At 40.1% G+C, this 24,863-nt stretch carries 20 protein-coding genes, 4 tRNA genes and 2 pseudogenes; 1 reads left to right on the top strand and 25 read right to left on the bottom strand.

Going from position 1 to position 24,863, the window contains the following annotated elements:
* Positions 1-80: 80 nt before the first annotated feature.
* The 16 genes and pseudogenes from rpoC to KZC02_RS17520 form a co-directional block, all read right to left on the bottom strand.
* Positions 81-4,403, bottom strand: a complete 4,323-nt coding sequence (gene rpoC, locus KZC02_RS17595) for a DNA-directed RNA polymerase subunit beta' (RefSeq protein WP_221389904.1) — start codon at positions 4,401-4,403, stop codon at positions 81-83.
* 184 nt (positions 4,404-4,587) lie between these two features.
* Positions 4,588-8,452, bottom strand: a pseudogene (rpoB, locus tag KZC02_RS17590) (DNA-directed RNA polymerase subunit beta).
* A 334-nt stretch (positions 8,453-8,786) separates the two neighbouring features.
* The gene (rplL, locus tag KZC02_RS17585; RefSeq protein ID WP_221389903.1) at positions 8,787-9,170 is read right to left on the bottom strand and encodes a 50S ribosomal protein L7/L12; all 384 of its coding nucleotides are present in this window, start codon (positions 9,168-9,170) and stop codon (positions 8,787-8,789) included.
* A 91-nt stretch (positions 9,171-9,261) separates the two neighbouring features.
* Positions 9,262-9,792 carry a 50S ribosomal protein L10 gene (rplJ, locus tag KZC02_RS17580; protein ID WP_221389902.1) on the bottom strand — a complete coding sequence of 177 codons (531 nt, stop codon included), beginning with the start codon at positions 9,790-9,792 and terminating at the stop codon, positions 9,262-9,264.
* 1 nt (position 9,793) lies between these two features.
* Positions 9,794-10,492 (bottom strand): 50S ribosomal protein L1, encoded by a 699-nt coding sequence (rplA, locus tag KZC02_RS17575; RefSeq protein WP_221389901.1) that lies wholly within the window; start codon positions 10,490-10,492, stop codon positions 9,794-9,796.
* A gap of 30 nt (positions 10,493-10,522) precedes the next feature.
* A pseudogene (rplK, locus tag KZC02_RS17570) lies at positions 10,523-10,972 on the bottom strand (50S ribosomal protein L11).
* Positions 10,973-11,048: 76 nt separating this feature from the next.
* Positions 11,049-11,603, bottom strand: coding sequence for a transcription termination/antitermination protein NusG (gene nusG / locus KZC02_RS17565; RefSeq protein ID WP_221389900.1), 555 nt, complete (start codon positions 11,601-11,603; stop codon positions 11,049-11,051).
* Between the two features lie 36 nt (positions 11,604-11,639).
* Positions 11,640-11,831, bottom strand: coding sequence for a preprotein translocase subunit SecE (secE, locus tag KZC02_RS17560; RefSeq protein WP_221389899.1), 192 nt, complete (start codon positions 11,829-11,831; stop codon positions 11,640-11,642).
* Positions 11,832-11,849: 18 nt separating this feature from the next.
* Positions 11,850-11,920 (bottom strand) — tRNA-Trp (locus KZC02_RS17555).
* Positions 11,921-12,024: 104 nt separating this feature from the next.
* Positions 12,025-13,212 (bottom strand): elongation factor Tu, encoded by a 1,188-nt coding sequence (gene tuf, locus KZC02_RS17550; RefSeq protein WP_221389898.1) that lies wholly within the window; start codon positions 13,210-13,212, stop codon positions 12,025-12,027.
* A 681-nt stretch (positions 13,213-13,893) separates the two neighbouring features.
* Positions 13,894-13,965 (bottom strand) — tRNA-Thr (locus KZC02_RS17545).
* A gap of 90 nt (positions 13,966-14,055) precedes the next feature.
* Positions 14,056-14,128 (bottom strand) — tRNA-Gly (locus tag KZC02_RS17540).
* Positions 14,129-14,187: 59 nt separating this feature from the next.
* Positions 14,188-14,270 (bottom strand) — tRNA-Tyr (locus KZC02_RS17535).
* A 166-nt stretch (positions 14,271-14,436) separates the two neighbouring features.
* A complete protein-coding gene (locus KZC02_RS17530; protein WP_221389897.1) occupies positions 14,437-15,543 on the bottom strand; it encodes an outer membrane beta-barrel protein in 1,107 nt (368 codons plus the stop codon).
* Between the two features lie 11 nt (positions 15,544-15,554).
* Complete coding sequence (locus tag KZC02_RS17525; RefSeq protein WP_221389896.1) at positions 15,555-16,370, bottom strand: hypothetical protein; 816 nt, start codon at positions 16,368-16,370, stop codon at positions 15,555-15,557.
* Complete coding sequence (locus KZC02_RS17520) at positions 16,367-16,939, bottom strand: RNA polymerase sigma factor (protein ID WP_221389895.1); 573 nt, start codon at positions 16,937-16,939, stop codon at positions 16,367-16,369. Before KZC02_RS17520 ends, KZC02_RS17525 begins: the two co-directional genes overlap by 4 nt.
* A gap of 273 nt (positions 16,940-17,212) precedes the next feature.
* Between KZC02_RS17520 and murI the strand changes: the two genes are divergently transcribed.
* Positions 17,213-18,022: a glutamate racemase gene (murI, locus tag KZC02_RS17515; RefSeq protein WP_221389894.1), complete on the top strand. Its 810-nt coding sequence runs from the start codon at positions 17,213-17,215 to the stop codon at positions 18,020-18,022.
* Between the two features lie 3 nt (positions 18,023-18,025).
* Here murI and KZC02_RS17510 read toward each other — a convergent pair whose 3' ends face one another.
* From KZC02_RS17510 to cyoE, 9 genes are all read right to left on the bottom strand, one after another.
* Positions 18,026-20,551: a glycosyl hydrolase gene (locus tag KZC02_RS17510; protein WP_221389893.1), complete on the bottom strand. Its 2,526-nt coding sequence runs from the start codon at positions 20,549-20,551 to the stop codon at positions 18,026-18,028.
* 175 nt (positions 20,552-20,726) lie between these two features.
* A complete protein-coding gene (locus tag KZC02_RS17505; RefSeq protein ID WP_221389892.1) occupies positions 20,727-21,008 on the bottom strand; it encodes a hypothetical protein in 282 nt (93 codons plus the stop codon).
* Positions 21,005-21,547: a DUF420 domain-containing protein gene (locus KZC02_RS17500; RefSeq protein WP_221389891.1), complete on the bottom strand. Its 543-nt coding sequence runs from the start codon at positions 21,545-21,547 to the stop codon at positions 21,005-21,007. The genes KZC02_RS17505 and KZC02_RS17500 overlap by 4 nt, the downstream gene beginning before the upstream one ends.
* 2 nt (positions 21,548-21,549) lie before the next feature.
* Complete coding sequence (locus KZC02_RS17495; protein ID WP_221389890.1) at positions 21,550-21,849, bottom strand: hypothetical protein; 300 nt, start codon at positions 21,847-21,849, stop codon at positions 21,550-21,552.
* 5 nt (positions 21,850-21,854) lie between these two features.
* Positions 21,855-22,202, bottom strand: coding sequence for a hypothetical protein (locus KZC02_RS17490; RefSeq protein WP_221389889.1), 348 nt, complete (start codon positions 22,200-22,202; stop codon positions 21,855-21,857).
* Between the two features lie 10 nt (positions 22,203-22,212).
* Positions 22,213-22,542, bottom strand: a complete 330-nt coding sequence (locus tag KZC02_RS17485) for a cytochrome C oxidase subunit IV family protein (protein ID WP_221389888.1) — start codon at positions 22,540-22,542, stop codon at positions 22,213-22,215.
* A 33-nt stretch (positions 22,543-22,575) separates the two neighbouring features.
* Positions 22,576-23,346 (bottom strand): cytochrome c oxidase subunit 3, encoded by a 771-nt coding sequence (locus tag KZC02_RS17480; RefSeq protein WP_221389887.1) that lies wholly within the window; start codon positions 23,344-23,346, stop codon positions 22,576-22,578.
* 13 nt (positions 23,347-23,359) lie between these two features.
* Positions 23,360-23,950 carry a cytochrome c oxidase subunit 3 gene (locus KZC02_RS17475; RefSeq protein ID WP_221389886.1) on the bottom strand — a complete coding sequence of 197 codons (591 nt, stop codon included), beginning with the start codon at positions 23,948-23,950 and terminating at the stop codon, positions 23,360-23,362.
* Positions 23,951-23,966: 16 nt separating this feature from the next.
* Positions 23,967-24,851, bottom strand: coding sequence for a heme o synthase (gene cyoE / locus KZC02_RS17470; RefSeq protein ID WP_221389885.1), 885 nt, complete (start codon positions 24,849-24,851; stop codon positions 23,967-23,969).
* Positions 24,852-24,863: the final 12 nt, after the last annotated feature.

Here is a 24,863-nt window from a genome sequence, read left to right as displayed (position 1 = left end):
CTAAAATAATGCAGTATGTAAAAACAAAGAGCCGGTTCTACTCACGCAGAACCGGCTCTTTTTATGTAATTAAATTCCGGTTATACTAATTCACGTTTTTTACGTGACTGTTTTTCGCGGGATTCTGCCAATGCATCAAATTCTTCTTTCGAACCAACGATCAGGCTTTCGTAACGACGCATACCTGTACCAGCCGGGATCAGGTGACCAACGATCACATTTTCCTTTAAGCCTTTCAGTTCATCACGTTTTCCACGTACAGCGGCTTCTGAAAGCACCTTGGTTGTTTCCTGGAACGAAGCCGCAGAAACGAAACTTTCAGTACCTAATGAAGCTTGTGTGATACCCATTAAAGTAGGTTTCGCCACTGCTGCCTGTGCATCACGTGCTGTAACCAGTTTAAGGTCACGACGTCTCAAGCTTGAATTCTCGTCACGCAAACGGCGAACTGAAATGATCATACCTGGTTTCAATGTTTCAGAGCTACCAGCATCTTCAACTACTTTCAAGTCAAGTATTTTATCATTTTCTTCACGGAACACAACACGGTCAACCGGTTGCATTTCAAGGAAGTTGGTATCACCAGCATCAAGTATCTCTACTTTCTGCATCATCTGACGAACAATACATTCAATGTGCTTATCATTGATCTTCACACCCTGCAGACGATATACCTCCTGAATTTCATTCACAAGATATTCCTGAACTGCTGTTGGCCCTTTGATAGACAAGATATCAGCCGGAGTAATCGCACCATCGGATAACGGATCACCAGCTTTTACAAAGTCCCCATCCTGAACCAGAATGTGTTTCGAAAGAGCAACCATATAACGGCGTTGTGTACCATCTCTCGATTCGATATGAATTTCGCGGTTACCACGTTTAACACCACCATAAGACACAACACCATCGATTTCAGATACAGTTGCAGGGTTTGATGGGTTACGTGCTTCGAATAATTCCGTTACACGCGGCAGACCTCCCGTAATATCGCGGGTTTTTCCAACAACACGAGGGATTTTTGCCAAAGGCTGGCCAGCTTTAATTGCTGTACCATTTTTCACCACCAAACGGGCACCAACTGGTAAGTTGTATCCTTTTTCAGTCTGATCTTTCAACAAGGTGCTTTTACCTTTTACCACCAATGCGGGGTTTTTGGTTTTGTCACGTGTTTCAATGATCACTGATTCCTGGAAGCCCGTCTGCTCATCAAATTCTTCACGATATGTAATTCCTTCTTCAATTGCATCGAATGAAACAATACCAGTGAATTCAGAAAGAATAACTGCGTGATATGGATCCCATGTACAAAGTTCCTGTCCTTTTGTTACTTTGTCGCCATCTTTTACAAGAAGCTGAGCACCATAAGGAACGTTGTTAGAGATCAACAATTGTCCTGTTTCAAGGTTAACAATCCTAACCTCACCTGAACGACCCATTACTACTGTAATCGCATCGCCATCAGAATTTTGAGATTCTACCAAACGTAACTCTTCAAACTGAATCGTTCCGTCAAATTTCGCCTTGATATTTGCTTCAACAGAGATGTTGGAAGCAGTACCACCGACGTGGAAAGTACGAAGTGTAAGCTGCGTACCCGGTTCACCGATTGACTGAGATGCAATTACACCCACAGCTTCACCAATGTTAACCATATAAGCCGAAGCAAGAGAACGTCCGTAGCATTTTGCACAAACACCATTACGTGTTTCACAGGTCAGTACAGAACGGATTTCAACTGTTTCGATACTTGTTTCATCAATATAAGAAGCAATTTCTTCTGTAATTTCCTGTCCGGAAGCAAGGATCAATTCTTTTGATAAAGGATCAAAAACATCATGAACACTCACACGGCCAAGAATACGTTCAGATAATGGCTCAACAATATCTTCATTGTCTTTCAAAGCAGAAATTGCAATACCGCGAAGCGAGCCGCAATCATTTTCAATTACAACAACATCCTGGGCAACATCATGCAGACGACGAGTCAGGTAACCCGCATCAGCTGTTTTCAAAGCTGTATCTGCAAGACCTTTACGCGCACCGTGTGTTGAGATAAAGTATTCAAGAACGTCAAGACCTTCCTTAAAGTTGGAAAGAATCGGGTTTTCAATAATTTCACCTGCACCACCCGCGATGTTTTTCTGAGGTTTAGCCATAAGACCCCTCATTCCACCCAGCTGACGAATTTGTTCACGTGATCCACGAGCACCGGAGTGCATCATCATATAGATAGAGTTAAATCCACCCTGATCCGTTTCCAATTGTTTCATCAACGTTTCTGTGATACGTGAGTTAACACGTGTCCAGATATCGATAACCTGGTTGTAACGTTCGTTTTCTGTGATAAGACCCATCAAATAGTTACTCCAAACGTTTTCAACGTCTATTTTCGCTTGTTCGATCAGTTTTTCTTTTTCAGCAGGCACCATTACGTCATTCAATCCCATTGACAACCCGCCTTTAAAGGCCATTTGGAAACCAAGTTCTTTGATTTCATCCAGGAATTGAGCAGTACGGGCCACACCCGCCATTTTAAATACCAAACCAATGATTTGCTGAAGTTTTTTCTTGGTCAGCAATTCGTTGATATAACCAACCTCAGCTGGAACAGCCTGATTGAACAAAATACGTCCTGCTACTGTATCTATAAGCTTGATCTCGAAAGTACCATCGTCGTTACGTACACGCAAACGGCATTTGATATTAGCATGTTTAGAAAGCTTGCCTTCGTTGATCGCAATAATTACTTCATCAGGGCCATAGAAAATCATTCCTTCTCCGATAATAGGATATTCAGGAGTGGTTAAACGGCCTTTTGTAACATAATACAGACCCAAAACCATGTCTTGTGATGGTACCGTAATCGGTGCACCGTTGGCAGGGTTAAGAATGTTATGTGAAGAAAGCATCAGCATTGAAGCTTCCAGAACGGCTTCCTGACCCAATGGCACGTGAACGGCCATCTGGTCACCGTCAAAGTCAGCGTTGAATGCGGTACATACCAATGGATGTAACTGGATTGCTTTTCCTTCGATCAGCTTTGGCTGGAACGCCTGGATACCCAAACGGTGAAGCGTAGGAGCACGGTTTAGAAGAACTGGATGTCCTTTCAATACGTTTTCCAAAATATCCCAGATCACAGGATCTTTACGATCTACGATTTTCTTAGCTGATTTTACAGTTTTAACGATTCCACGCTCGATCAGCTTGCGAATGATAAAAGGCTTGAATAATTCAGCAGCCATATCTTTCGGCAATCCGCACTCATGCAGTTTCAATTCCGGTCCAACAACAATTACCGAACGACCTGAATAATCGACACGCTTTCCAAGTAAGTTTTGACGGAAACGTCCTTGCTTACCTTTCAACATATCAGAAAGTGATTTCAAGGCACGGTTCCCTTCAGAACGTACCGCATTCACTTTACGGCTATTATCAAAAAGCGAATCTACCGCTTCCTGCAACATACGTTTTTCATTACGCAAAATTACTTCCGGCGCTTTGATTTCTATCAGACGTTTCAAACGGTTATTACGAATGATAACGCGGCGATACAAATCATTCAAGTCAGAAGTTGCAAAACGACCACCATCAAGAGGTACTAACGGACGAAGTTCCGGTGGAATAACTGGTACCATTTTAATCACCATCCATTGAGGGCGGTTTTCGATACGTGTATTCGCATCACGGAAAGCTTCAACCACTTTCAGACGTTTAAGCGCTTCCGCTTTACGTTGCTGAGAAGTATCTGTTGCCGCCTGGTGACGAAGTTCGTAAGAAAGCTCATCCAGTTTAATCCTGCTCAAAAGCATTTCAAGTGCATCTGCACCCATCCTTGCTATGAACTTGTTTGGATCTGTATCCGGAAGCATTTGATTTTCACGTGGCAATTTGTCGATGATATCAAGATATTCATCTTCTGTAAGGAAGTCAAGGTAACCAACACCATCTTCTTCTTTCACACCAGCCTGAACTACAGCATATCGCTCGTAGTAAATGATCTGATCCAGTTTTTTGGTAGACAATCCAAGTAAATACCCGATTTTGTTAGGTAAACTACGAAAGTACCAGATGTGTGCAACAGGAACCACCAATTCGATGTGTCCCATGCGCTCACGACGTACCTTTTTCTCAGTCACCTCCACACCGCAACGGTCGCAGATGATACCTTTATAACGGATACGTTTGTATTTACCACAATGACATTCCCAGTCTTTAACAGGACCGAAAATACGCTCACAGAATAACCCACCCATTTCCGGTTTATAAGTCCGGTAGTTGATGGTTTCAGGCTGGGTTACTTCACCGAAAGAGCTCTCAAGGATAGACTCAGGTGAAGCCAGACTGATCGTCATTCTGGAAAAATCACTATTAAGTTTTTTATTCTTTTTGAAAGACATAATTAAAAAGTCGTTTGTCTGTTAGTCGAAACTAATTGTATTTCATTTCTAAGAGCAAGTCACCAAGTTTTTGTTTTGCCACTAAGACTCCAAGATACTGCGCGGCGAACCGCAATTATTTTTCTTTGCGTCTTGGAATCTTAATGGCTACTTTATTCTTGTGAACCTTCTCTTACGACTAAAATTAGTCCAGCGTAATCTCCAATGCTAATCCACGGAGTTCGTGAACAAGTACGTTGAATGACTCCGGAATATTTGGTTTTGGAAGGTTTTCACCTTTCACAATCGCTTCGTAAGCTTTGGCACGGCCCACAACGTCATCCGATTTTACGGTTAGGATTTCCTGAAGGATATGAGATGCACCGAATGCTTCAAGTGCCCATACTTCCATTTCTCCAAAACGCTGACCTCCAAACTGTGCTTTACCACCCAACGGTTGTTGTGTAATAAGCGAGTATGGCCCGATTGAGCGCGCGTGCATTTTATCATCTACCAAGTGACCTAGTTTCATCATATACATGAGACCAACGGTTACAGGCTGATCGAATTTATCTCCGCTCAATCCATTGTATAGGTAAGTACGTCCCCAATCCGGCAATCCTGCTTCTTTAAGTTCGGCAGCTACTTCAGCTTCGGTTGCACCATCAAAAATTGGCGTTGCATACCGGCGTCCAAGTTTCTGTCCGGCCCAGGCAAGAATTGTTTCATAGATCTGGCCAATGTTCATACGTGAAGGTACACCCAATGGGTTCAACACGATATCAACCGGAGTTCCGTCTTCCAGGAATGGCATATCTTCATCACGTACAATACGGGCAACGACCCCTTTGTTACCATGACGACCTGCCATTTTATCACCCACTTTCAGTTTACGTTTCTTAGCAATATATACTTTTGCCAATTTGACGATTCCAGCAGGAAGTTCATCTCCAACTTCAAGAGCGAAACGATCACGTTTAAAGCGGCCCATTAATTCACTGCGTGAGTTAAGGAAGTTTTTCAGAACCAAAGAAACCTGGCGGTTCGTTTCGTTATCCTCAGTCCATGAATCAGTAAGAACATCACCGATAAGGTTTACTTCTTCAGATACTGCATACTGGCTTTCATCACGATATGGATTGTTAGCCGGGAATAAATTTTCGGAGATATTTCTCACGTTGAACTTCATTCCTTTTGAAATCAGTTCATCTCCAAATTTATGCTTAACACCCTGAGTGGTTTTACCATCAACAAGTGAAACTAGTTTTTCAATGATACGTCCGCGAAGTGCTGTCAGGTCACGGCCATATTTTTTCATTAAAACACGTAGTTCATCTTTATGTTTAGCACGTTCTTCTTTGGTTGGACGAGAGAAAAGTTTAGTATCAATTACTACACCTTTCATAGATGGCGGTGCTTTTTTCGAAGCATCTTTCACATCACCGGCCTTATCACCGAAGATTGCACGTAAAAGTTTTTCTTCAGGAGTAGGATCTGATTCTCCTTTTGGAGTGATCTTACCAATCAGAATATCACCTTCTTTAACTTCAGTACCAACCTGAACGATACCGTTTTCGTCAAGATTTTTAACCGTTTCTTCACTTACATTAGGAATCTCAGCAGTAAGTTCTTCTTCTCCACGTTTCGTATCACGAACTTCCAGTTCAAATTCTTCAATGTGAATAGAAGTAAAGATATCATCACGAACCACTTTCTCAGAGATTACAATCGCATCCTCAAAGTTATATCCCTGCCAAGGCATGAACGCTACCAAAAGGTTACGGCCCAATGCAAGTTCTCCACCTTCGGTACCATATCCCTGGCATAATGCTTCACCTTTGGAAACTTTCTGGCCTTTTAGAACCATAGGTTGCAGGTTAAGACATGTATCCTGGTTGGTACGACGGAATTTTACAAGATCATAAGAAACACTGTCTTCAATAAAACTAACCAGACGTTCATCATCTGTTCTGTCATATCTTACAACAATTTTTTTAGCATCTACATATTCAATAGTTCCATCACCTTCGGCAACAACTAATGCACGTGAATCCATTGCAACACGTTTTTCAAGGCCCGTTCCTACGATTGGCGCTTGTGGACGCAATAGAGGAACACCCTGGCGCTGCATGTTCGATCCCATCAGGGCACGGTTAGCATCATCATGCTCAAGGAATGGAATAAGTGAAGCCGCAACAGAAACGATCTGGTTAGCAGCAACGTCCATATAAGATGCTTGCGAAGGATCTACCATCGGGAAGTCACCTTCTGAAACGTGTCTTGATTTTTTCTACCGTAAAGTTTCCGCTCTTATCAACAGAGGCATTAGCCTGAGCAATATATTTGGAATCCTCTTCTTCGGCAGTCATATATATAATGTCATTGGTCAGCTTTCCTGCGCTGTCAATAACACGGTAAGGAGTTTCAATAAAACCCATTCCGTTTACTTTGGCAAAAACGCAAAGAGAAGAAATCAGACCAATGTTCGGGCCTTCAGGCGTTTCAATCGTACAAAGACGACCGTAATGCGTGTAGTGAACGTCACGAACCTCAAAACCAGCTCTTTCACGGGAAAGACCACCAGGTCCCAGTGCGGACATACGTCTTTTGTGCGTAATCTCAGCCAATGGATTTGTTTGATCCATGAACTGTGACAATTGGTTGGTACCAAAGAATGAATTGATAACCGAAGATAAAGTTCGCGCGTTGATCAGATCAACAGGCTTGAAATCCTCATTATCACGTACGTTCATACGTTCCTTAATAGTACGCGCCATACGCGCCAAACCTACACCGAACTGTGCATAAAGTTGTTCACCAACAGTACGAACACGACGGTTTGACAAGTGATCGATATCATCGACAACAGCTTTCGCATTGATCAGGCCGATCAGATATTTCACGATGGAAACGATATCACCCGTTGTCAGAACGCGAACATCAAGACTTGTGTCAGATCCAAGTTTTTTATTGATCCTGTAACGGCCAACATCTCCAAGGTCATAACGTTTGTCACTGAAGAATAAACTCTGAATAACATCGCGTGCAGTTTGCTCATCAGGTGCTTCTGCATTACGAAGCTGACGGTAAATCTGTTCTACCGCTTCTTTATCTGAGTTTGAGCTATCTTTTTGTAACGTATTATAAATGATATTATAATCCGCAACATTCATATCTTCTTTATGAAGAATTACTGACTTTTGACCTGATTCTACAATGACTTCAATATCCTCAGGAGAAATCGTTGAATCACGCTCAAGCAACACTTCGTTACGCTGTATAGAAACTACCTCGCCGGTATCTTCATCTACAAAATCCTCAGTCCATGTGCGAAGTACCCTTGCAGCCAAGCGACGCCCTACGGCCTTTTTAAGGTTTGCAGGTGTAGCGTTGATCTCTTCGGATAAACCAAAAAGGTCAAGAATATCTTTATCAGAACCAAAACCGATAGCTCTTAAAAGCGTTGTAACCGGGAATTTTTTCTTACGGTCAATGTACGCATACATGACATTATTCACATCAGTCGAGAATTCAATCCACGAACCCTTGAAAGGAATAATACGCGCAGAATACAGTTTAGAACCGTTTGTGTGCTTGCTCATAGAGAAAAACACACCCGGTGAGCGGTGTAACTGAGAAACAATTACGCGCTCTGCACCATTGATTACGAATGACCCACGCTCGGTCATATAAGGGATATTTCCTAAGAATACCTCTTGCTCAATCGTTTCAAATTCTTCATGATCAGCATCGTTACATATTAAACGCAACTTTGCTTTAAGCGGAACGGCATAAGTCAGTCCGCGATCAATTGATTCGTCGACAGAATATTTCGGTGGCTCAAGAAGATAATCAATGAACTCAAGCACGAAATTGTCACGCGAATCGGCAATAGGAAAGTTTTCAGCGAAAACTTTGTACAATCCTTCGTCAGAACGATCTTCAACCGATGTATCAAGACTGAAGAAATCCCGGAACGATTGTACCTGAATTCCTAGCAAATCCGGATAATCAATGATTTGATTGATCCTGGAGAAATTTTTTCTGGGTGTTGCTTTAATTGTAGCCAAGGCTATGTCTGATTTGGGTTAGTAGAACGAAAAATAAAGTGTGTAACTATATACAACACGCAATCGTACTAATTGGTTTAAAACCTTAATCGTATGCCTCGTAGAACATTACGAAGAAATGCCCCTGTTCTTCTTTCCTACGAGTAAAGAAGTGTTTCAGGCAAATTCTCCAATTAAGAAGAAGAATAGCCAGGAATAACTTTATTATTTCTGACTTATATAAACCAAACGAAAAGAAGAGAAATTTGTTTGGAATACATACAAAATAGGAAAAGACCTGACGAAAGTCAGGCCTATTCCTTCGAATTATAGGTGGTGATTGAGAAGAAGCAAATTATTTTACTTCAACTTCAGCACCAGCTTCTTCAAGTTGTTTTTTCAAAGCTTCAGCTTCGTCTTTTGTAACACCCTCTTTAACTGGTTTTGGAGAGTTGTCAACTAATTCTTTTGCTTCTTTAAGTCCAAGACCTGTAAGGTCTTTAACCAATTTCACAACTGCCAGTTTACTAGCACCAGCTGCTTTCAAGATTACATCAAAAGATGTTTTTTCTTCAACAACAGGAGCATCGCCACCGCCGCCAGCAGGACCTGCCACAACAACTGCACCAGCAGCTGCAGGCTCGATGCCATATTCGTCTTTAAGAATTGTAGCCAATTCGTTCACTTCTTTAACCGTAAGGTTAACAAGCTGTTCCGCGAAAGCTTTCAAATCTGCCATTTTATTTTCGATTTTGTGATTATACAATAAGATGATTTTAAAAGCTCAATTTATTATTTACCCGGAGAGCTCAGCCTGGCTATTTATATTATTAGTCTTCTTTTTCAGACAAAGTCTTAAGAATACCAGCCAATTTGTTTCCACCGCTTTTAAGAGCGCCGATAACATTTTTAGCAGGTGATTGCAACAATCCGATAATCTCTCCAACCATTTCTTGTTTTGATTTTAGAGCAATCAGAACGTCAAGCTGGCTTTCGCCAACAAAAACAGATGAGTCAACAGAAGCTCCTTTAAATTTAAGCTTGTCACTACCTCCTTTTTTCTTGAATTCTTTTATCAGCTGTGCAGGAACTTTACCTGACTCCGGGTGAAACATGACGCCGGAAAATCCTTTCAGAACTTCATCAAATGATGAATAATCCGTATCTAATGTTTCTAATGCTTTCTTAATCAAAGTATTCTTAACAACACGATACTCAATACCTCTTTCAAAGCATAGAGCTCTTAAGATATTTACCTCTTTAACGGACATGCCGTTAGCGCTGGTAATGTAAAAGTATGGCGTGCTAGAGAATTTCTGACTTAACTCGTCAATCATTACTGCTTTCTCTTCCCGTGTCATATTATAATCCTGGAATCGTGTTTTTGTCTATAGTAACACCCGGGCTCATCGTAGAAGACAAGTGAATGCTCTTTACGTAAGTACCTTTTGCCGATGAAGGTTTAAGGCGTATCAAAGTATTGATAACTTCAGTTGCGTTTTGTGCAAGCTGATCAGTTCCGAAAGAAACTTTACCAACACTGGCATGAATGATTCCTGTTTTATCAACTTTGAAATCAATTTTACCAGCTTTTACTTCTTTAACCGCTTTGGCAACATCTGGTGTTACTGTACCTGATTTAGGGTTCGGCATTAATCCGCGAGGACCCAATACTTTACCTAACTTACCCACTTTTGCCATTACAGACGGCATTGTGATGATTACGTCTATATCAGTCCAGCCTTGTTCTATCTTAGTGATATATTCGTCTAGCCCAACATAGTCTGCTCCTGCCTCTTTCGCTTCTGCCTCCTTATCCGGAGTACACAATACCAATACACGAACTTCTTTTCCGGTTCCGTGTGGCAATGTTACCACGCCACGTACCATCTGATCAGCCTTACGTGGATCTACGCCCAAACGGACATCGATATCCACAGAAGAATCAAATTTAGTATAAGAAATCGTTTTAAGTACATCCGCTGCCTGCTCAAGAGAGTAGATCTGGCTTGCGTCGAATTTCGAAAGAGCGTCTTTTTGCTTTTTGGTCAATTTTCCCATGTTCTTTGTTTCTTAGGCGTTTTTAAACGCTCAGTTGTTTTCTTCCCACGGGGCTTTGCCAGCTACGGTAATACCCATACTACGAGCCGTTCCCGCGATCATTTTCATAGCTGAATCAATTGTAAAGCAGTTAAGATCGGGCATTTTGGTTTCAGCGATCGTACGAACCTGATCCCATGTAACTGATCCTACTTTAAGACGGTTTGGCTGAGCCGAACCAACTTTTACTTTTGATGCTTCCAGAAGAAGATTTGCGGCCGGGGGAGTCTTAATGACGAAGTCAAAAGACTTATCCTTATAGTATGTAATAACTACCGGCAACACCACACCAGGTTTATCCTGGGTACGGCCATTGAATTGCTTACAAAACTCCATGATATTCAAACCCTTAGATCCTAATGCAGGACCAATCGGAGGTGAAGGATTGGCAGCGCCACCTTTTACCTATAGTTTGACGTATCCACCTATTTCTTTTGCCATTGTTTTGGAATTTGTCGATCATTAATTGATTTAACGGCTCACATGCAAGTGGAAGCTTACCCGCCCGTCATCTCTATTAACTATCTTTTTCTACTTGTGCGTAACTTAGTTCCACGGGTGTATTACGCCCGAATATTTTTACAACTACATTCAGTTTTTTCTTCTCATCAAATACCTCTTCGACCAGTCCTATAAATCCACTGAAAGGACCGTCTACTACTTTAACAGTTTCACCTTTGATGAAGGACATACTTGGTGCCTCTTCATGGTGCTCTGCTTCATCAACTCTTCCCAGGATCCTGTTTATCTCTGCCTGACGTAAAGGAACAGGAACTTTGGAATTACCTTCTGAATTACCCAGGAAACCTATAACACCAGGAATACTCGTAATAATGTGCAGTACTTCTCCCTTAGACAAATCAGCCGAAATGATAATGTATCCCGGGAAAAAGTTTTTTTCCCTTACTCTCTTCTTTCCGTTCCGCATTTCATAAATCTTCTCCGAAGGAATAAGAATTTGAGGAACAAATTCATTGAGTTTTTGCCGTGTTATTTCATTCTCGATGTAGGACTTGATTTTTTTCTCCTGTCCTGACACAGCTCTCAATACAAACCAATTTAGACTACTCATACCATTACGGGGGTTGCCACTACAATAATAATAGCCTTAAAAAGACTTATAAAACAGCTCTAGTGCGTTTTGAAAAACAAAATCCATTACTCCTACCACAAAGGCGAAAATAAGAGACCCAACTAATACCAACGTTGTATTGGCCTGAAGCTCGTTAAATGGAGGCCAGGTCACGTGCTGAGTCATTTCTTCCCAGGACGATTTCAAAAAAGAAGTAAATTTTTCCATTTTTCTTTTTTAATTATGCACGGGTGGAGAGATTCGAACTCCCATCAACGGTTTTGGAGACCGCTATTCTACCCTTGAACTACACCCGTATTTCCCGCAAACCATTCTTTCGGGCTGCAAAGATACAATTTATTTACAAAAAACAAGTGCATTCCAAAAGAAATGCACTTGTTTAATATTCTTTATTTTGAAATTAATCAACAATTTCAGTTACCTGACCTGCACCTACGGTACGTCCACCTTCACGAATCGCGAAACGAAGACCTTTTTCCATAGCAATCTTGCTGATCAATTTAACATCAATAGTGATGTTATCACCTGGCATAACCATTTCAACACCTGCCGGAAGAGTAATTTCGCCAGTTACGTCCGTAGTACGGAAGTAAAACTGAGGACGGTACTTATTAAAGAAAGGAGTGTGACGACCACCTTCTTCTTTCGAAAGTACATAAACTTCTCCTTTGAATGTAGCGTGTGGTTTTACTGAACCTGGCTTACAAATTACCATACCGCGACGGATATCTTCTTTGTTAATACCACGAAGCAATAAACCTACGTTATCACCAGCTTCACCACGGTCAAGAATCTTACGGAACATTTCAACACCTGTTACAGTAGATTTAAGTCCCTCAGCTCCCATACCTAATATATCAACTGCTTCTCCTGAGTTGATGATACCACGTTCGATACGACCAGTTGCAACAGTACCACGACCAGTGATCGAGAATACGTCTTCAACAGGCATAAGGAATGGAAGATCAGTCATACGTGGAGGAATTGGAATATAGCTGTCAACAGCATCCATCAAATCCTCAATAGTTTTTACCCATTTATCTTCTCCATTCAATCCACCCAAAGCAGAACCTTGGATTACAGGAATGTTGTCTCCATCGTAATCGTAGAAGCTAAGAAGCTCACGGATTTCCATTTCAACTAGTTCAAGAAGTTCCGGATCATCGACCATATCCACTTTATTCATGAATACTACCAATTGAGGAACACCAACCTGACGAGCCAAAAGAATGTGCTCACGAGTTTGGGGCATAGGCCCATCAGTTGCAGCAACAACTATGATTGCTCCGTCCATCTGAGCAGCACCAGTTACCATGTTCTTCACATAATCCGCGTGACCCGGACAGTCAACGTGCGCATAGTGACGATTGGCTGTTGAGTACTCTACGTGAGAAGTGTTAATCGTGATACCACGTTCTTTCTCTTCAGGTGCATTATCAATTGATGAAAAATCCCGTAGTACAGCTAAACCCTTTTTCGCCAACACAGTTGTGATAGCAGCAGTAAGGGTAGTTTTACCGTGGTCAACGTGCCCGATAGTACCAATATTTACGTGGGGTTTCGAGCGGTCAAACGTCTCTTTTGCCATGACTTAAGTACGCTTAAAATTAAAAAAGTTATTACAATTTATTAAACACTAATGATTGATCCCGCTTAGCTGACACTATCAAGCCCTTCAAAATCAATTAAACTAAATACAAGGATCAAAATCTTTTTTGATTACAGGCATTCTGGAAAGAACACTAAATAACTCCAAAAAGGTCAGAAATGATTGCTAAACATTTCATCGAGCCATTGAGGGGATTTGAACGGCACCGGCCGCCCGGCCCTGACCTCTTCCTTACCAAGGAAGTGCTCTACTCAACTTTTCAAATACTTTTTTCTGAGCCATTGAGGGGATTTGAACGGCACCGGCCGCCCGGCCCTGACCTCTTCCTTACCAAGGAAGTGCTCTACTCAACTTTTCAAATACTTTTTTCTGAGCCATTGAGGGGATTTGAACGGCACCGGCCGCCCGGCCCTGACCTCTTCCTTACCAAGGAAGTGCTCTACTCAACTTTTCAAATACTTTTTTCTGAGCCATTGAGGGGATTTGAACGGCACCGGCCGCCCGGCCCTGACCTCTTCCTTACCAAGGAAGTGCTCTACTCAACTTTTCAAATACTTTTTTCTGAGCCATTGAGGGGATTTGAACGGCACCGGCCGCCCGGCCCTGACCTCTTCCTTACCAAGGAAGTGCTCTACTCAACTTTTCAAATACTTTTTTCTGAGCCATTGAGGGGATTTGAACCCCTGACCTCTTCCTTACCAAGGAAGTGCTCTACCCCTGAGCTACAACGGCAAAGTTTTCTATAAAACAACCAAAAAGCGATTAGCGAAAAGTTTCAATATGAATATTTTCGCTAATCGCTTTGACGGTGTCTTAAAAATGAGCGGAAGACGAGGTTCGAACTCGCGACCTATAGCTTGGAAGGCTATCGCTCTACCAGCTGAGCTACTTCCGCATTTGTGTTGTGCCTAACCTTTGACTGGTAATCAAGGATATAAAATTCGGCGCAAGCTGTGGGGGCGGATGGATTCGAACCACCGTAGGCGTACACCAGCAGATTTACAGTCTGCCCCATTTGGCCACTCTGGTACACCCCCTTTTCAACATTTCAATACATCCGTGAAAGCCGCTTGTTTCACTTTTGGAGCTGCAAAATTATATCCTTTTTTTATATTCTCAAATTGTTTTGAAAAAAATATTGATAATTGTTTTAGGCTAAATGCAAAAACGGGCTTTAAAGCCCGTTTTACCCTATTTCTCTACTTAAAATAATCTTATACCAAAATTCAGCATTCTCACTGTTGGCCCATGATTGTCAGTAAAAACATTATTCATGTCATAATTCACGAACAAATCAGGAAAATTACGAATGCCCAATTCTACAGCAGCCCCATAACGCAGATCGTTTATATAAAAATTCGTCCGTACATGATCTTTATCTTTGCTGCCTTCTTCTTTTGTTTTAGTATAACTTCCCAGTCGGTAACCTCCATATACTCCTGCACTGATGTAAGAGATAAAAGATTTTGAAAAGCTAATTGTAGGCATAAATGATAAATTCACATATGGCAGAACGAGTTTGTTCTTACTAAAATTAATATCCTTTCCTTCTGCATCTTTAACCGTTTTAAAGTCTACACCGTCAGCTGTTTTGACAATCGTTTCATTTCCATCGAACATCAAATTGTTCCAGGAAAAATCAGCCCCGAAGTCCAGGCTGAATTTCGCGTTTTTGCCTTTTGCAACTGTGGCACTGGCAATATACCCCAAACTGATATACCGCGAGCCGAAAGGACGTAAGTCGTAATCTGCTTTATCGTAACCGGCGGTTGCTTTGTTAGTTCCGTAAGTATTTAGTCCAATTGCTACATTAAATCCTTTTCTTGGACTCGAATAACGGTTAGCCCGGTAAAAATGCTTCCCTGTCCTTCTGTATTCAGTATTTGTTGAGTCATTATCGTCTTCGTCTTTTACCTCTACCCCTTTGGCATTAATCGTCACTTCTGTCCCTCCATCTTTAATATGAATTCCACGCATTCCAATACGTACATAATCCTTTTCATCTTTTGAGGTTTTGTCCTTCAAATAATCATTTCCATTAAATTCCTCTTTCAAGTAAGTCGTATCGGCATCTGAACTGTCCAGTCTAACCTGTAAATCACTTAACAAAGCATTCAAATCGTACTTCATGATCTTTTGAAGTTCCTTCCTGTTTTCTCCATAAATAATGAGTCTCGTTTTGTCGCCAAAAGTTACTATAATAGAGTCTTTCTCAGCTGACCGATTAAATTTATTTTCAATTCCAAAGTGAGCCTTTGCACTAAAAACCACTAAAATCAGAAGGATAGTTAAATATATTTTATTTTTCATGGCTGTATAGATTACAATTTTGTTCTTTCTTTAATGTTTTGATATTTTTCTGAAATCACTTCTTCTTTATCCCTTAATTTTTCATCAACCCTGGCTACAATAACTTTCGGGCTAAAGCCTACGTCTTTCCAATCCACAGGCTCACCGGCTCTTGCATTTTTCAGCTGACGGAATACCTTAGCAAACCTTGACGGTTTTGATTTTTCATTTGAATTATCCGTATCTACATGAACAACAATAGTGCGATTTTCTGCTTTCTCGTTCATAGCCGCCAAGCCCGATACAGGTATTATTTCTTTTTCAAAATTTGGCGAAATAGCAGATTCAGGCATTTCTACGGGAATATTTTTCAATGGCACATTGGCAATTTGATCTGTACCGGTATTCAGTTTATCAGCATCATAGTGAAACTCAGATTTATGAAGATCTGAATTAGAATCCTTGCCGACAGCTTTTCCTTTGCGTTGTGTTCTTATCGTTATTTTATTGTCGACTAAAGCAATTTGCTTTTCTTCTGTTATTAATACACTTCCAGCAATTGAATCCAAAGAAGTTGCTTTTATTTTGATTCTTCCAGGTGTTTCAATTTGGGCAACCGTTTTTTCGGAAGTATACTTCTGAGCATCACTATTTTGTACTTTCCAAACAAGATAACCGGAAATCAGAACTATGGTAACACTTGCCGCCGCATACCAAATCCAAGCTGCAAATCGCTTTTTAACAGCCTTTTGCTCACTTTGTATGCGCGACCAGGCCATATTAGAAGGTTGCTTTTCCAAATCAGAGAGTTTACGCTTAAAAAGATCATCAACCGGATGCTTTTTCATAATTTACTTTTTTTAAATCCATTTTCCCAATCAGAAACCATTTTTTGTAATAATGCCCGTGCTCTGTGAAGCTGCGATTTTGAAGTGCTTTCAGTTATCGCCAGCAATTCGGCAATTTCACCATGTGCGTATCCTTCAATCGCATATAAATTAAAAACAGTCCGATAACCGGCAGGCAATTCTGCAATCAGATCCAGTAGTTCTTCTGCATTCAGATTCTGATCAGCATACGCATAATCCGGAATGTTTTCAGCTTCATCAGACATCGCGTCTTCCGGAATTCTTTTTTGCTTCCTGATATGCCCAAGTGCTTCGTTAACCATAATACGACGAATCCATCCTTCAAAACTACCTTCGCTGCTAAACTGGTCTATCTTGCCGAAAACCCTAAGAAAACCTTCAATCATTATGTCTTCGGCTACCATTTCATCATTCACATATCGAAAACACAACCCCAGCATGCGCGAGCTGTATTTTTCGTATACCTGCCGCTGCGCTTTTGGATCTTGCTTCCTCAACGCTTTAACAAGTTGTACTTCGTGACTGAATAATGATAGAATTCGACCCATTATAAAAAAGTGGTTTCAATGGCAAGATGCTTATTCTTACCTGAGAGGTTGCATCTCCTATTTACTTTTTTTAAGAAATTTAATCTGGGTTACATTTTTTCATATCAATGTTTGATAGAAACTATAAATAAGAACTTAATTATCAGCCAATTAACTACACTTAAAATATAAAGTGATCTAAACAAAAAACTTAATTTTCATTTTGAAAAAATATATTCAGTTTCATCGTATAGCTTTGATATAATTATTTGGCAATAAAAAATTGTGAAGTTCATGTTTGATTCTTCGGCTCCGATAGGAATATTTGATAGTGGTATTGGCGGAATGACAGTAGCAAGTGCTGTCACCCGACTTTTACCTCAGGAAAACACCATTTATTTTGGTGATACGGCACATCTTCCATATGGTGATAAATCAACGGCCTCTATCCAGGCTTATTCTATTAAAATTTGCAATATGCTTTTACAGCAAAATTGCAAGCTGATCCTGATCGCTTGTAATTCTGCATCTGCTGCTGCTTTTGAATTAGTACGTGAATATGTCGGCAGTAAAGCCAAAGTTCTGAATGTGATTGATCCGGTTGTGGATTATATAAAAGAACATTACGACGGCAAAACCATTGGACTTATTGGAACAAAACAAACGGTTCTTTCCAATGTCTATAAGAAAAAAGTGGACGCATTGAACAAACACATTCAACTTAAATCGTTGGCAACTCCTTTGCTTGCCCCTATGATTGAGGAAGGATTTTTTGATAATAATATAAGTGAAAGTATTATATCCAGTTATCTGTCCGACAACTCATTAAAGGGAATTGAAGCTTTGATTTTGGGATGCACCCATTATCCCCTGATTAAAAAAGAGATCAGCAAGTACTACGGTGAATCGGTCGAAATCCTGGACACTTCCGAAATTGTCGCACATTCACTCAGAAGTTTACTTGAACAACACTATTTGGTTAATGAAAAAGGTGAGGGTAAAAGACAGTTTTATGTTTCGGATTATACATTGTCTTTCGAGCAATCGACTAATATCTTCTTCGGAAAACAAATTCAGCTGGAACACTATCCGCTATGGGAGTAAATTTTATTCCTGATAAACCAGTTTCACCGGTCCCAACAGTCCGGACGGCATCGGTTCCCAAATAGAAGCATCAAATTTTTTATACGTGATATCCACAATATTGATGTCATAAAATTTCTTCCATTCAGGTGATTGCTTATCTCTCAATCGCATATAGTTTGCTGAAAGATTGGTTACCTCAATTTCCAAAACATTATCTGTTTCTTTAAGAAGTCCTGCTCTAATAAGAAGTCGGAAAGGAATTGACCAGGCGGTTCCTAGTGAAACTCCATTTAATTTTACCATTGCTACTTCTCTAACGTCTCCCAAATCCAACATGACATGTTTGTCAGCGCCAATTTTGGAATCGAACTGCAAGGTATATCTTGCAGTTCCCGAAAAGTAAACCGCCGAATCCTGTAACGTTGTCCATGATTTCAATTGAGTAAAATGGCTCGATGCCGGCAATTTTGGAAGCCCTTTCAAAAATTCGATTTTCCATTTACCATTGAGACTAATTTCGTTTTGTCCCTGAGGAATTTCTGAACCAACCTGTTTCATTCCGGCATTATACAAAAAGCATGTTTGTCCAGGTAAGAGAGACAGAAAAACATGATTTTTCCCATCAATAATCTTACTTTTTAATTTGCTTGCTCCGTCTCTTAGTGGATCGTAACGGATTACATGAGGCCCTAATTTGGATGGCTCAATCCATCCCTCATTAAACGTATTACTCAAATTTGCAATAAAATACATCGGGCCTCCTGCACCTCTTTTCCGAATAAAAGTGAGTCCTTGTGATATCCATTTTTCCTGACCTACGCCAAACTCAGACAAATTTCTCTGCCAATCGGGCCCAACCCTTACGGTTCGATTCGTTTTCAATTCAACTAGTTGGTTTAAAAATCTGGCCTGATTTACTTTGTGCACGCTAAAGCCAGTTACGTTTGAGGGCGCGTTAGTCTCGAAAACAATCTTGGCCCCTTTTTTGGCCAATCTAATCAGCTGATTCAGGGTTTCCAATGGCATGAGTTTGCTGGATGGAATTAGGATCGTCTTATACTTGCTGTTGCCTGAATTGACGTTCCCATCCTTATCTACATTTAAACTGGCCAATTGACGGTCAGATACAAAATCAAAATTATAGCCTTCCTTCCAAAGTTTTTCCGAGAGTCTTCCAAATGGAAGATCCATTAACCAGCGATCCACATGGTGAACTTCTAGCAAATGAACTCCTCCGGCAGATTTTGCAGGTGTGCTCCATAAGTCGTGAATCGGAAAGTATACAAGCAGATCATTGTCAGGTTTGCTATTCTGTAACAACTGCTGACAACGCTCCACATAATTATTTAGCAACGAAAAGTGCTCAGCGAAATGTGAGAGAGGTCCGAAATTGGTTGAAGCATAAAAAAGCCAGCCCGGATATGCTTCCGCTATGGGCGAGTAAGTGGTACCGTGATAAAAAATGTGGTTGATTCCTGCTGTGAACAACTCGTCAATCTGCGGCTTAATTTGTGACAGCGAAACTTTGAAATGATTTGCCAGCCAGGTTCCCGTTTCTGAACTCACCAATTTCTTTCCTGAAAAATGTGCAGCCGACGATGCAAATTTCATCGCCAGCGGATTTGGAGTTCCAAACTGGTTGATCGAATAGTCCGGATCAACTCTTAAACCCGGAATTGGAAAACGGCTTGTACCGAAGGATTCCGTTTCCGGAATATCAGCCTCGTCATATAAATCAAGTAAATTTCCTGGTGAACCATGTGCCTGATAACGAGTCAGGAAACTATGTTCTTTACTCCATTCCGTCCATTGGTGCGCATAACGTTCTCTTAAAAGTTCTGCTAACGTCTGATGATAATCGATTTTGATCAAAGTAGCATCAGCATTTCCCGACGAGTCAGATAATTGAGCTAAATGCTGATTAAGATCGTAACCCCGCCGTTTCTGAAATTCTACTAAAAAGTCATTGGTCCAATTGGCACCATAAGCTTCGTAAGAATCCATATACATAGATCTAGGTTTCTGATCTGTTTTTGCGAATGCAGAATCAAATCGCATCAGATAACTGGACATTGCCGTTGCATGGAAAGGATCAGAAACCAATCCTTCACCACCGGGAGCGGCCCGTTTTACGGTTTGTTTTGTACTTTCAACAACAACCTGCCCTTCGATTACCTTCATTTGTTTTGCACCAAGCGCGACAGATACATTCGGACCGCCAAAAGGCCAACCAGTTCCGGTAGACATATCAACACCAAGACCTAATCTTTTCCCTTCCTTCACCGTATACTGCAAAACATCCAGCCATTCTTTTCCAAGAAAAGGAATAGCTGCCTTTTCATAACCCTTTACACCATATATCGGAATAATATGAACACCGCCCAATCCGGATCGTTGAAAATGTTCTAATTGTGTAGTAATATCCTTTTTTGTAACCGCACTTCCCATCCACCACCAGTATGTCCAGGGTTTCGCAGTTGAAATATTTTGTGTACTTCCAGTTAGAACTGATACAAGGAAGATAATAAAGAGGAGTAGTCGGCGCATCTTAAATGGTTTTGAAATAAAGACGATACAATCAGGGATCACACCTTTACTTTCAATAAATATTTGTAAAACGAGTTGGTTTGTAATGTTCGTATTACCCGGATATACGAAGGTCAGAATACAAAAAAGGCGGAATCATTGTCTGATCCCGCCTCAATTATTTTGGTTTTAAAGATTAGCTCTGAAAAGCCTGCCTTACTCTGGAATTAATGAAATCTCTTTCCTGCTGATTCTTTTTACTATTCCTGTACCAGAAATAACCAATTGCTGCCACTAAAAGATAGGGCATTACGAACAAATACATGATACCGGTGTTCAACCCTACACCAACATTATTTCTGCCATTGCCCATTGAACTTTCCACAGTTCCTCTGCACATCGCACATTGTGCAAATATGTCTGAGGCAGATAAAATGAACATTAATAATATCCCTAAAATAATTGTGAACCTTTTCATACGTAATATGGACTAATCATAAGGTAAACGATGACACCGGTAATACTTACATAAAGCCAGATAGGAAATGCATATTTAACTGCTTTTCTATGTTCTGTCAGTTGATTGCTATATCCAAAATAAACTGCCCGTAAAACAAACCAGACAACTACAATTGATAACGTAATATGAGATATCAATAAAAAATAGTATGTAGATCTTAATACAGTTCCTGTTCCACCAAATGGAGTGGATTTATTAGAGATATGATATAATACGTAACATACCAAAAACAAAGCGCCCAAAATAAAAGCTCCTGTCATCATCTGACGATGAGCAACCCTATTATTTTTTCTGATGAAATAATATCCGGCCAAAAGTAATAAAGCTGTTAAAGAGTTAATTACCCCTATAACATGAGGTAAAACTTTTGTCCAGGCTCCTAAGTCAACTTTTTGGCGAATCCCTAAAATAGCAGCGACAGCGATAGGAATTACCAATGCCAAAATATTTATAACCCGCTGGTATTTCTGTTTTTTTTCTAATGTTAAAGTGGCCATAATTAATTCCGGGAGCCTAACCCATTTTCAAGATTTAATATTTTAATTTCTGCCATCAGCCGGTTTATTTCCTCAGCGTCATATCCATTGTAATAACCCCGAATATGTTCATTGTTATCTATTAAGATTAACTTACCTTTTACGGAATTAGTTTTTAAATCAGGAACCATCGTTTGAAATTTCAGGGTATTGTCAAACACATTTTTTTTATTCGCAGATAATACCTTAGAAATTAACCAGCCCTCCTTGCTTATCAGTGCCGGAGTCGCTATTGTGGCTGGAATACTGTCACAAATAGACAAAAGATTTAAAGATGGATTTTTTCCCTCAATCCATAAATCCTTTCCAGATTACTCAGTACCAATTGGCAGGAATCATCACAGACCTTCTCAGGTTGATAATGAATAACTGTCAGTTTTCCTGCAAAGGGATGAGCCGGAAAATCGGTACCATCGGGCATTTTTACATTTAACTCCTGAACTGAATAAAACAAAGTGTCTTTATTGCTCAGCATTATATGTCCGTTAACATCCCTTAAAGGGTAATAAAACGGAATGTTGTAATGATTTGTAGCAAAAAATCTTAGAAATGTAAACACCAAAGCCGGTATCACTAATGTAAAAATCAGCAATCCGGCTTTGAAATATTTTTTCATACTATGTGGCTCAACCAAAAATCGCTTTGAAAATAGCATTTCCTTCCAGAAGAAGTGCTAAGATCAACCAGGCTACAAAAATCACGGGGACAAGAATTGACCAGATCAATGACTTTGTTTCATGTTTTAAGTGCATGAATTCACCTACAATATAAAATGCTTTAACAATTGTCAAAATGATGAATATGCTTACTTTAAGAATTCCGTGATTCATTGTAAAAGCAATCAGGAATTCAAGAGAAGTAATAGCTGACAATATCCAGAACGTTTTCCAAATCAGCTTTCTTTGTTCAGCACCTGCGTTAGGATCCTGATTATGTATATGATGTACTTCTGCCATATGATTTAGTAATTAATAATAAGTGTCTAACGATTAAACCAGATAAAAGAATGTAAATACAAACACCCAAACCAAGTCAACAAAGTGCCAGTAAAGACCTACTTTTTCAACCATTTCATAGCTACCACGCTTGTCATAAAAACCCGTAGCAGACCGGAAGAAAATAAGAATATTTAAAATCACACCACTAAAAACGTGTGTTCCGTGGAATCCTGTAATAAAGAAGAAGAAATCTGCAAATGCAGCAGGTCCATATTGGTTCTCAGTAAGATTTGCACCAAAGATCGTCTTGCTTACTTCAACACCTTTTTCAAATACCTTAAATACTGAACCACTTTCAGTACCATGAATAAAGTGAGACCACTCCCAGGCCTGGCAGCCTAAAAAAGTAAAACCTCCCAAAATGGTCCAGAGCATATATTTTTCAACATTAGCACGATCCATACGGTGACCTGCTTCCACGGCAAGTACCATCGTTACGCTACTGGCAATCAGGATAAATGTCATAATCCCAACGAAAACCAGAGGCAGAGCTATTCCATGCAAAAATGGCACAGACTCATACACTCTTTCCGGAATTGGCCAGTACAGGTTAGAAAATGTAAAATCTGCCCTGTCACCCGTAAATGCAGGAAAACTAAAACGCGCCGTTCCATAAGCCACTAGCAATGCCGAAAAGGTAAAGGTATCCGAAATGAGGAAAAACCACATCATCAGTTTACCATAACTTACTTTCATAGGCTCTATACCGCCCATCCACATTTTGGGCTCTACAGTGCCAGGAGTTGTTACATTTGCAGCCATTGGTGAAAAATTATCAATTAAAAGTCAATAAAAAAACAAATAGGTATAACCAGAGAATATCTAAAAAATGCCAGTAAGTCGCACAGATCTGAATTCTTCTCAAATTCTTAGAATGAATGTTTAGCTTAAAGGCCGATACAAGTGCCGTTATTAAAACAATCAATCCGGTAATAATATGAAAACCATGTAATCCTGTAAAAACATAAAAGAAGGAACCTGATGGATTACCAACAAAATATACATTCATGGCAACCAACTCTTTCCAACCTTCAAACTGCATCCACAAAAATAATAATCCTAATGCAAATGTAACAGAAATAGCTATTTTCAATTGCTTGAACTGGTCTTTTTTTGCCGCAAAATATGCGTATTGCATTATAATACTACTAATCAAAAGAATTCCCGTGCTATACCAGAAAATCTTGGGCATTTCGAATTCTAGCCAGTTTCCTTCCGCTCTTCTTACAAGATAAGCACTAGTCTGAGAAGCAAATCCCATTATAATAGCTACCAGGAACAACCAAAGTATAAATTTTTTGGGATCCATAGATAAGGTCTCCTGCGGCTCCTTATCAGTTTTCCTTAACTGCTGAATATTTTCCATTTCTCTAAATCAATTATCACAATTTATCCAACAAAAACGCAATTTGTACAATTGGTAAATATATAAAAGAACCAAACATCAATTGTCTGGCAGTTTTATCTGTACATTTCCTCATCAGGTGAAATGTTTGTGCTAAAAATAATACCCCAAAGACTGTTGCTATAAACGCAGAATTAATACCCGTCATTCCTAATTTATATGGCAACCACCCTACAGGTAATAAAAACAATGTATAAATCATTATCTGCAAAGTTGTATCCGAATCTTTCAATCCGTTGGCCGGCAATAATTTAAATCCTGCACGTTTGTAATCTTCATCCAATACCCATGCAATTGCCCAAAAATGGGGAAACTGCCAGAAAAACTGAATGGCAAACAATATACCAGGTTCAAGGCCAAAATGATTGGTAGCTGCAACCCACCCTATCATCGGAGGAAATGCGCCAGGAAACGCGCCGACAAAAACTGCAATCGGCCCCACGCGCTTCAATGGAGTATAAACAAAACCATAAAGTACCAGTGATAATAATGAAATAAGCGCGGTACTTAGATTAAACAAAAAAGCAAAAATGCCTAATGAAAATATCCCAAGAACTGCACACCATACAATAGCCTGATTTATGGTAATCCTTCCACTTGGAAGCGGCCGTGCAGCAGTCCTTTTCATTAATTTATCAGAATCAATTTCTATGATCTGATTAATGATGTTGGCTGAACCTGTAATGCCAATTGAAGCAATAATAAAAAAACATAATTTACTCCAAACCACTTCACTAGCTCCCAGACAGTACCCCATTGCACCCGAAAAAGCAATTAATGAAGCCAACCTGAACTTCAATAATTCAAATAAGATCTTTATTCTTTCACCTAACGATACTAAATTCCTTACTTCTGAAGTCATTATTTAATAATT

The organism is Dyadobacter sp. NIV53 (assembly GCF_019711195.1).
Taxonomy (GTDB): Bacteria; Bacteroidota; Bacteroidia; order Cytophagales; family Spirosomataceae; genus Dyadobacter.
Note: the sequence above shows the minus strand (reverse complement) of the source record. Positions and strands in the feature narration are given on the sequence as shown.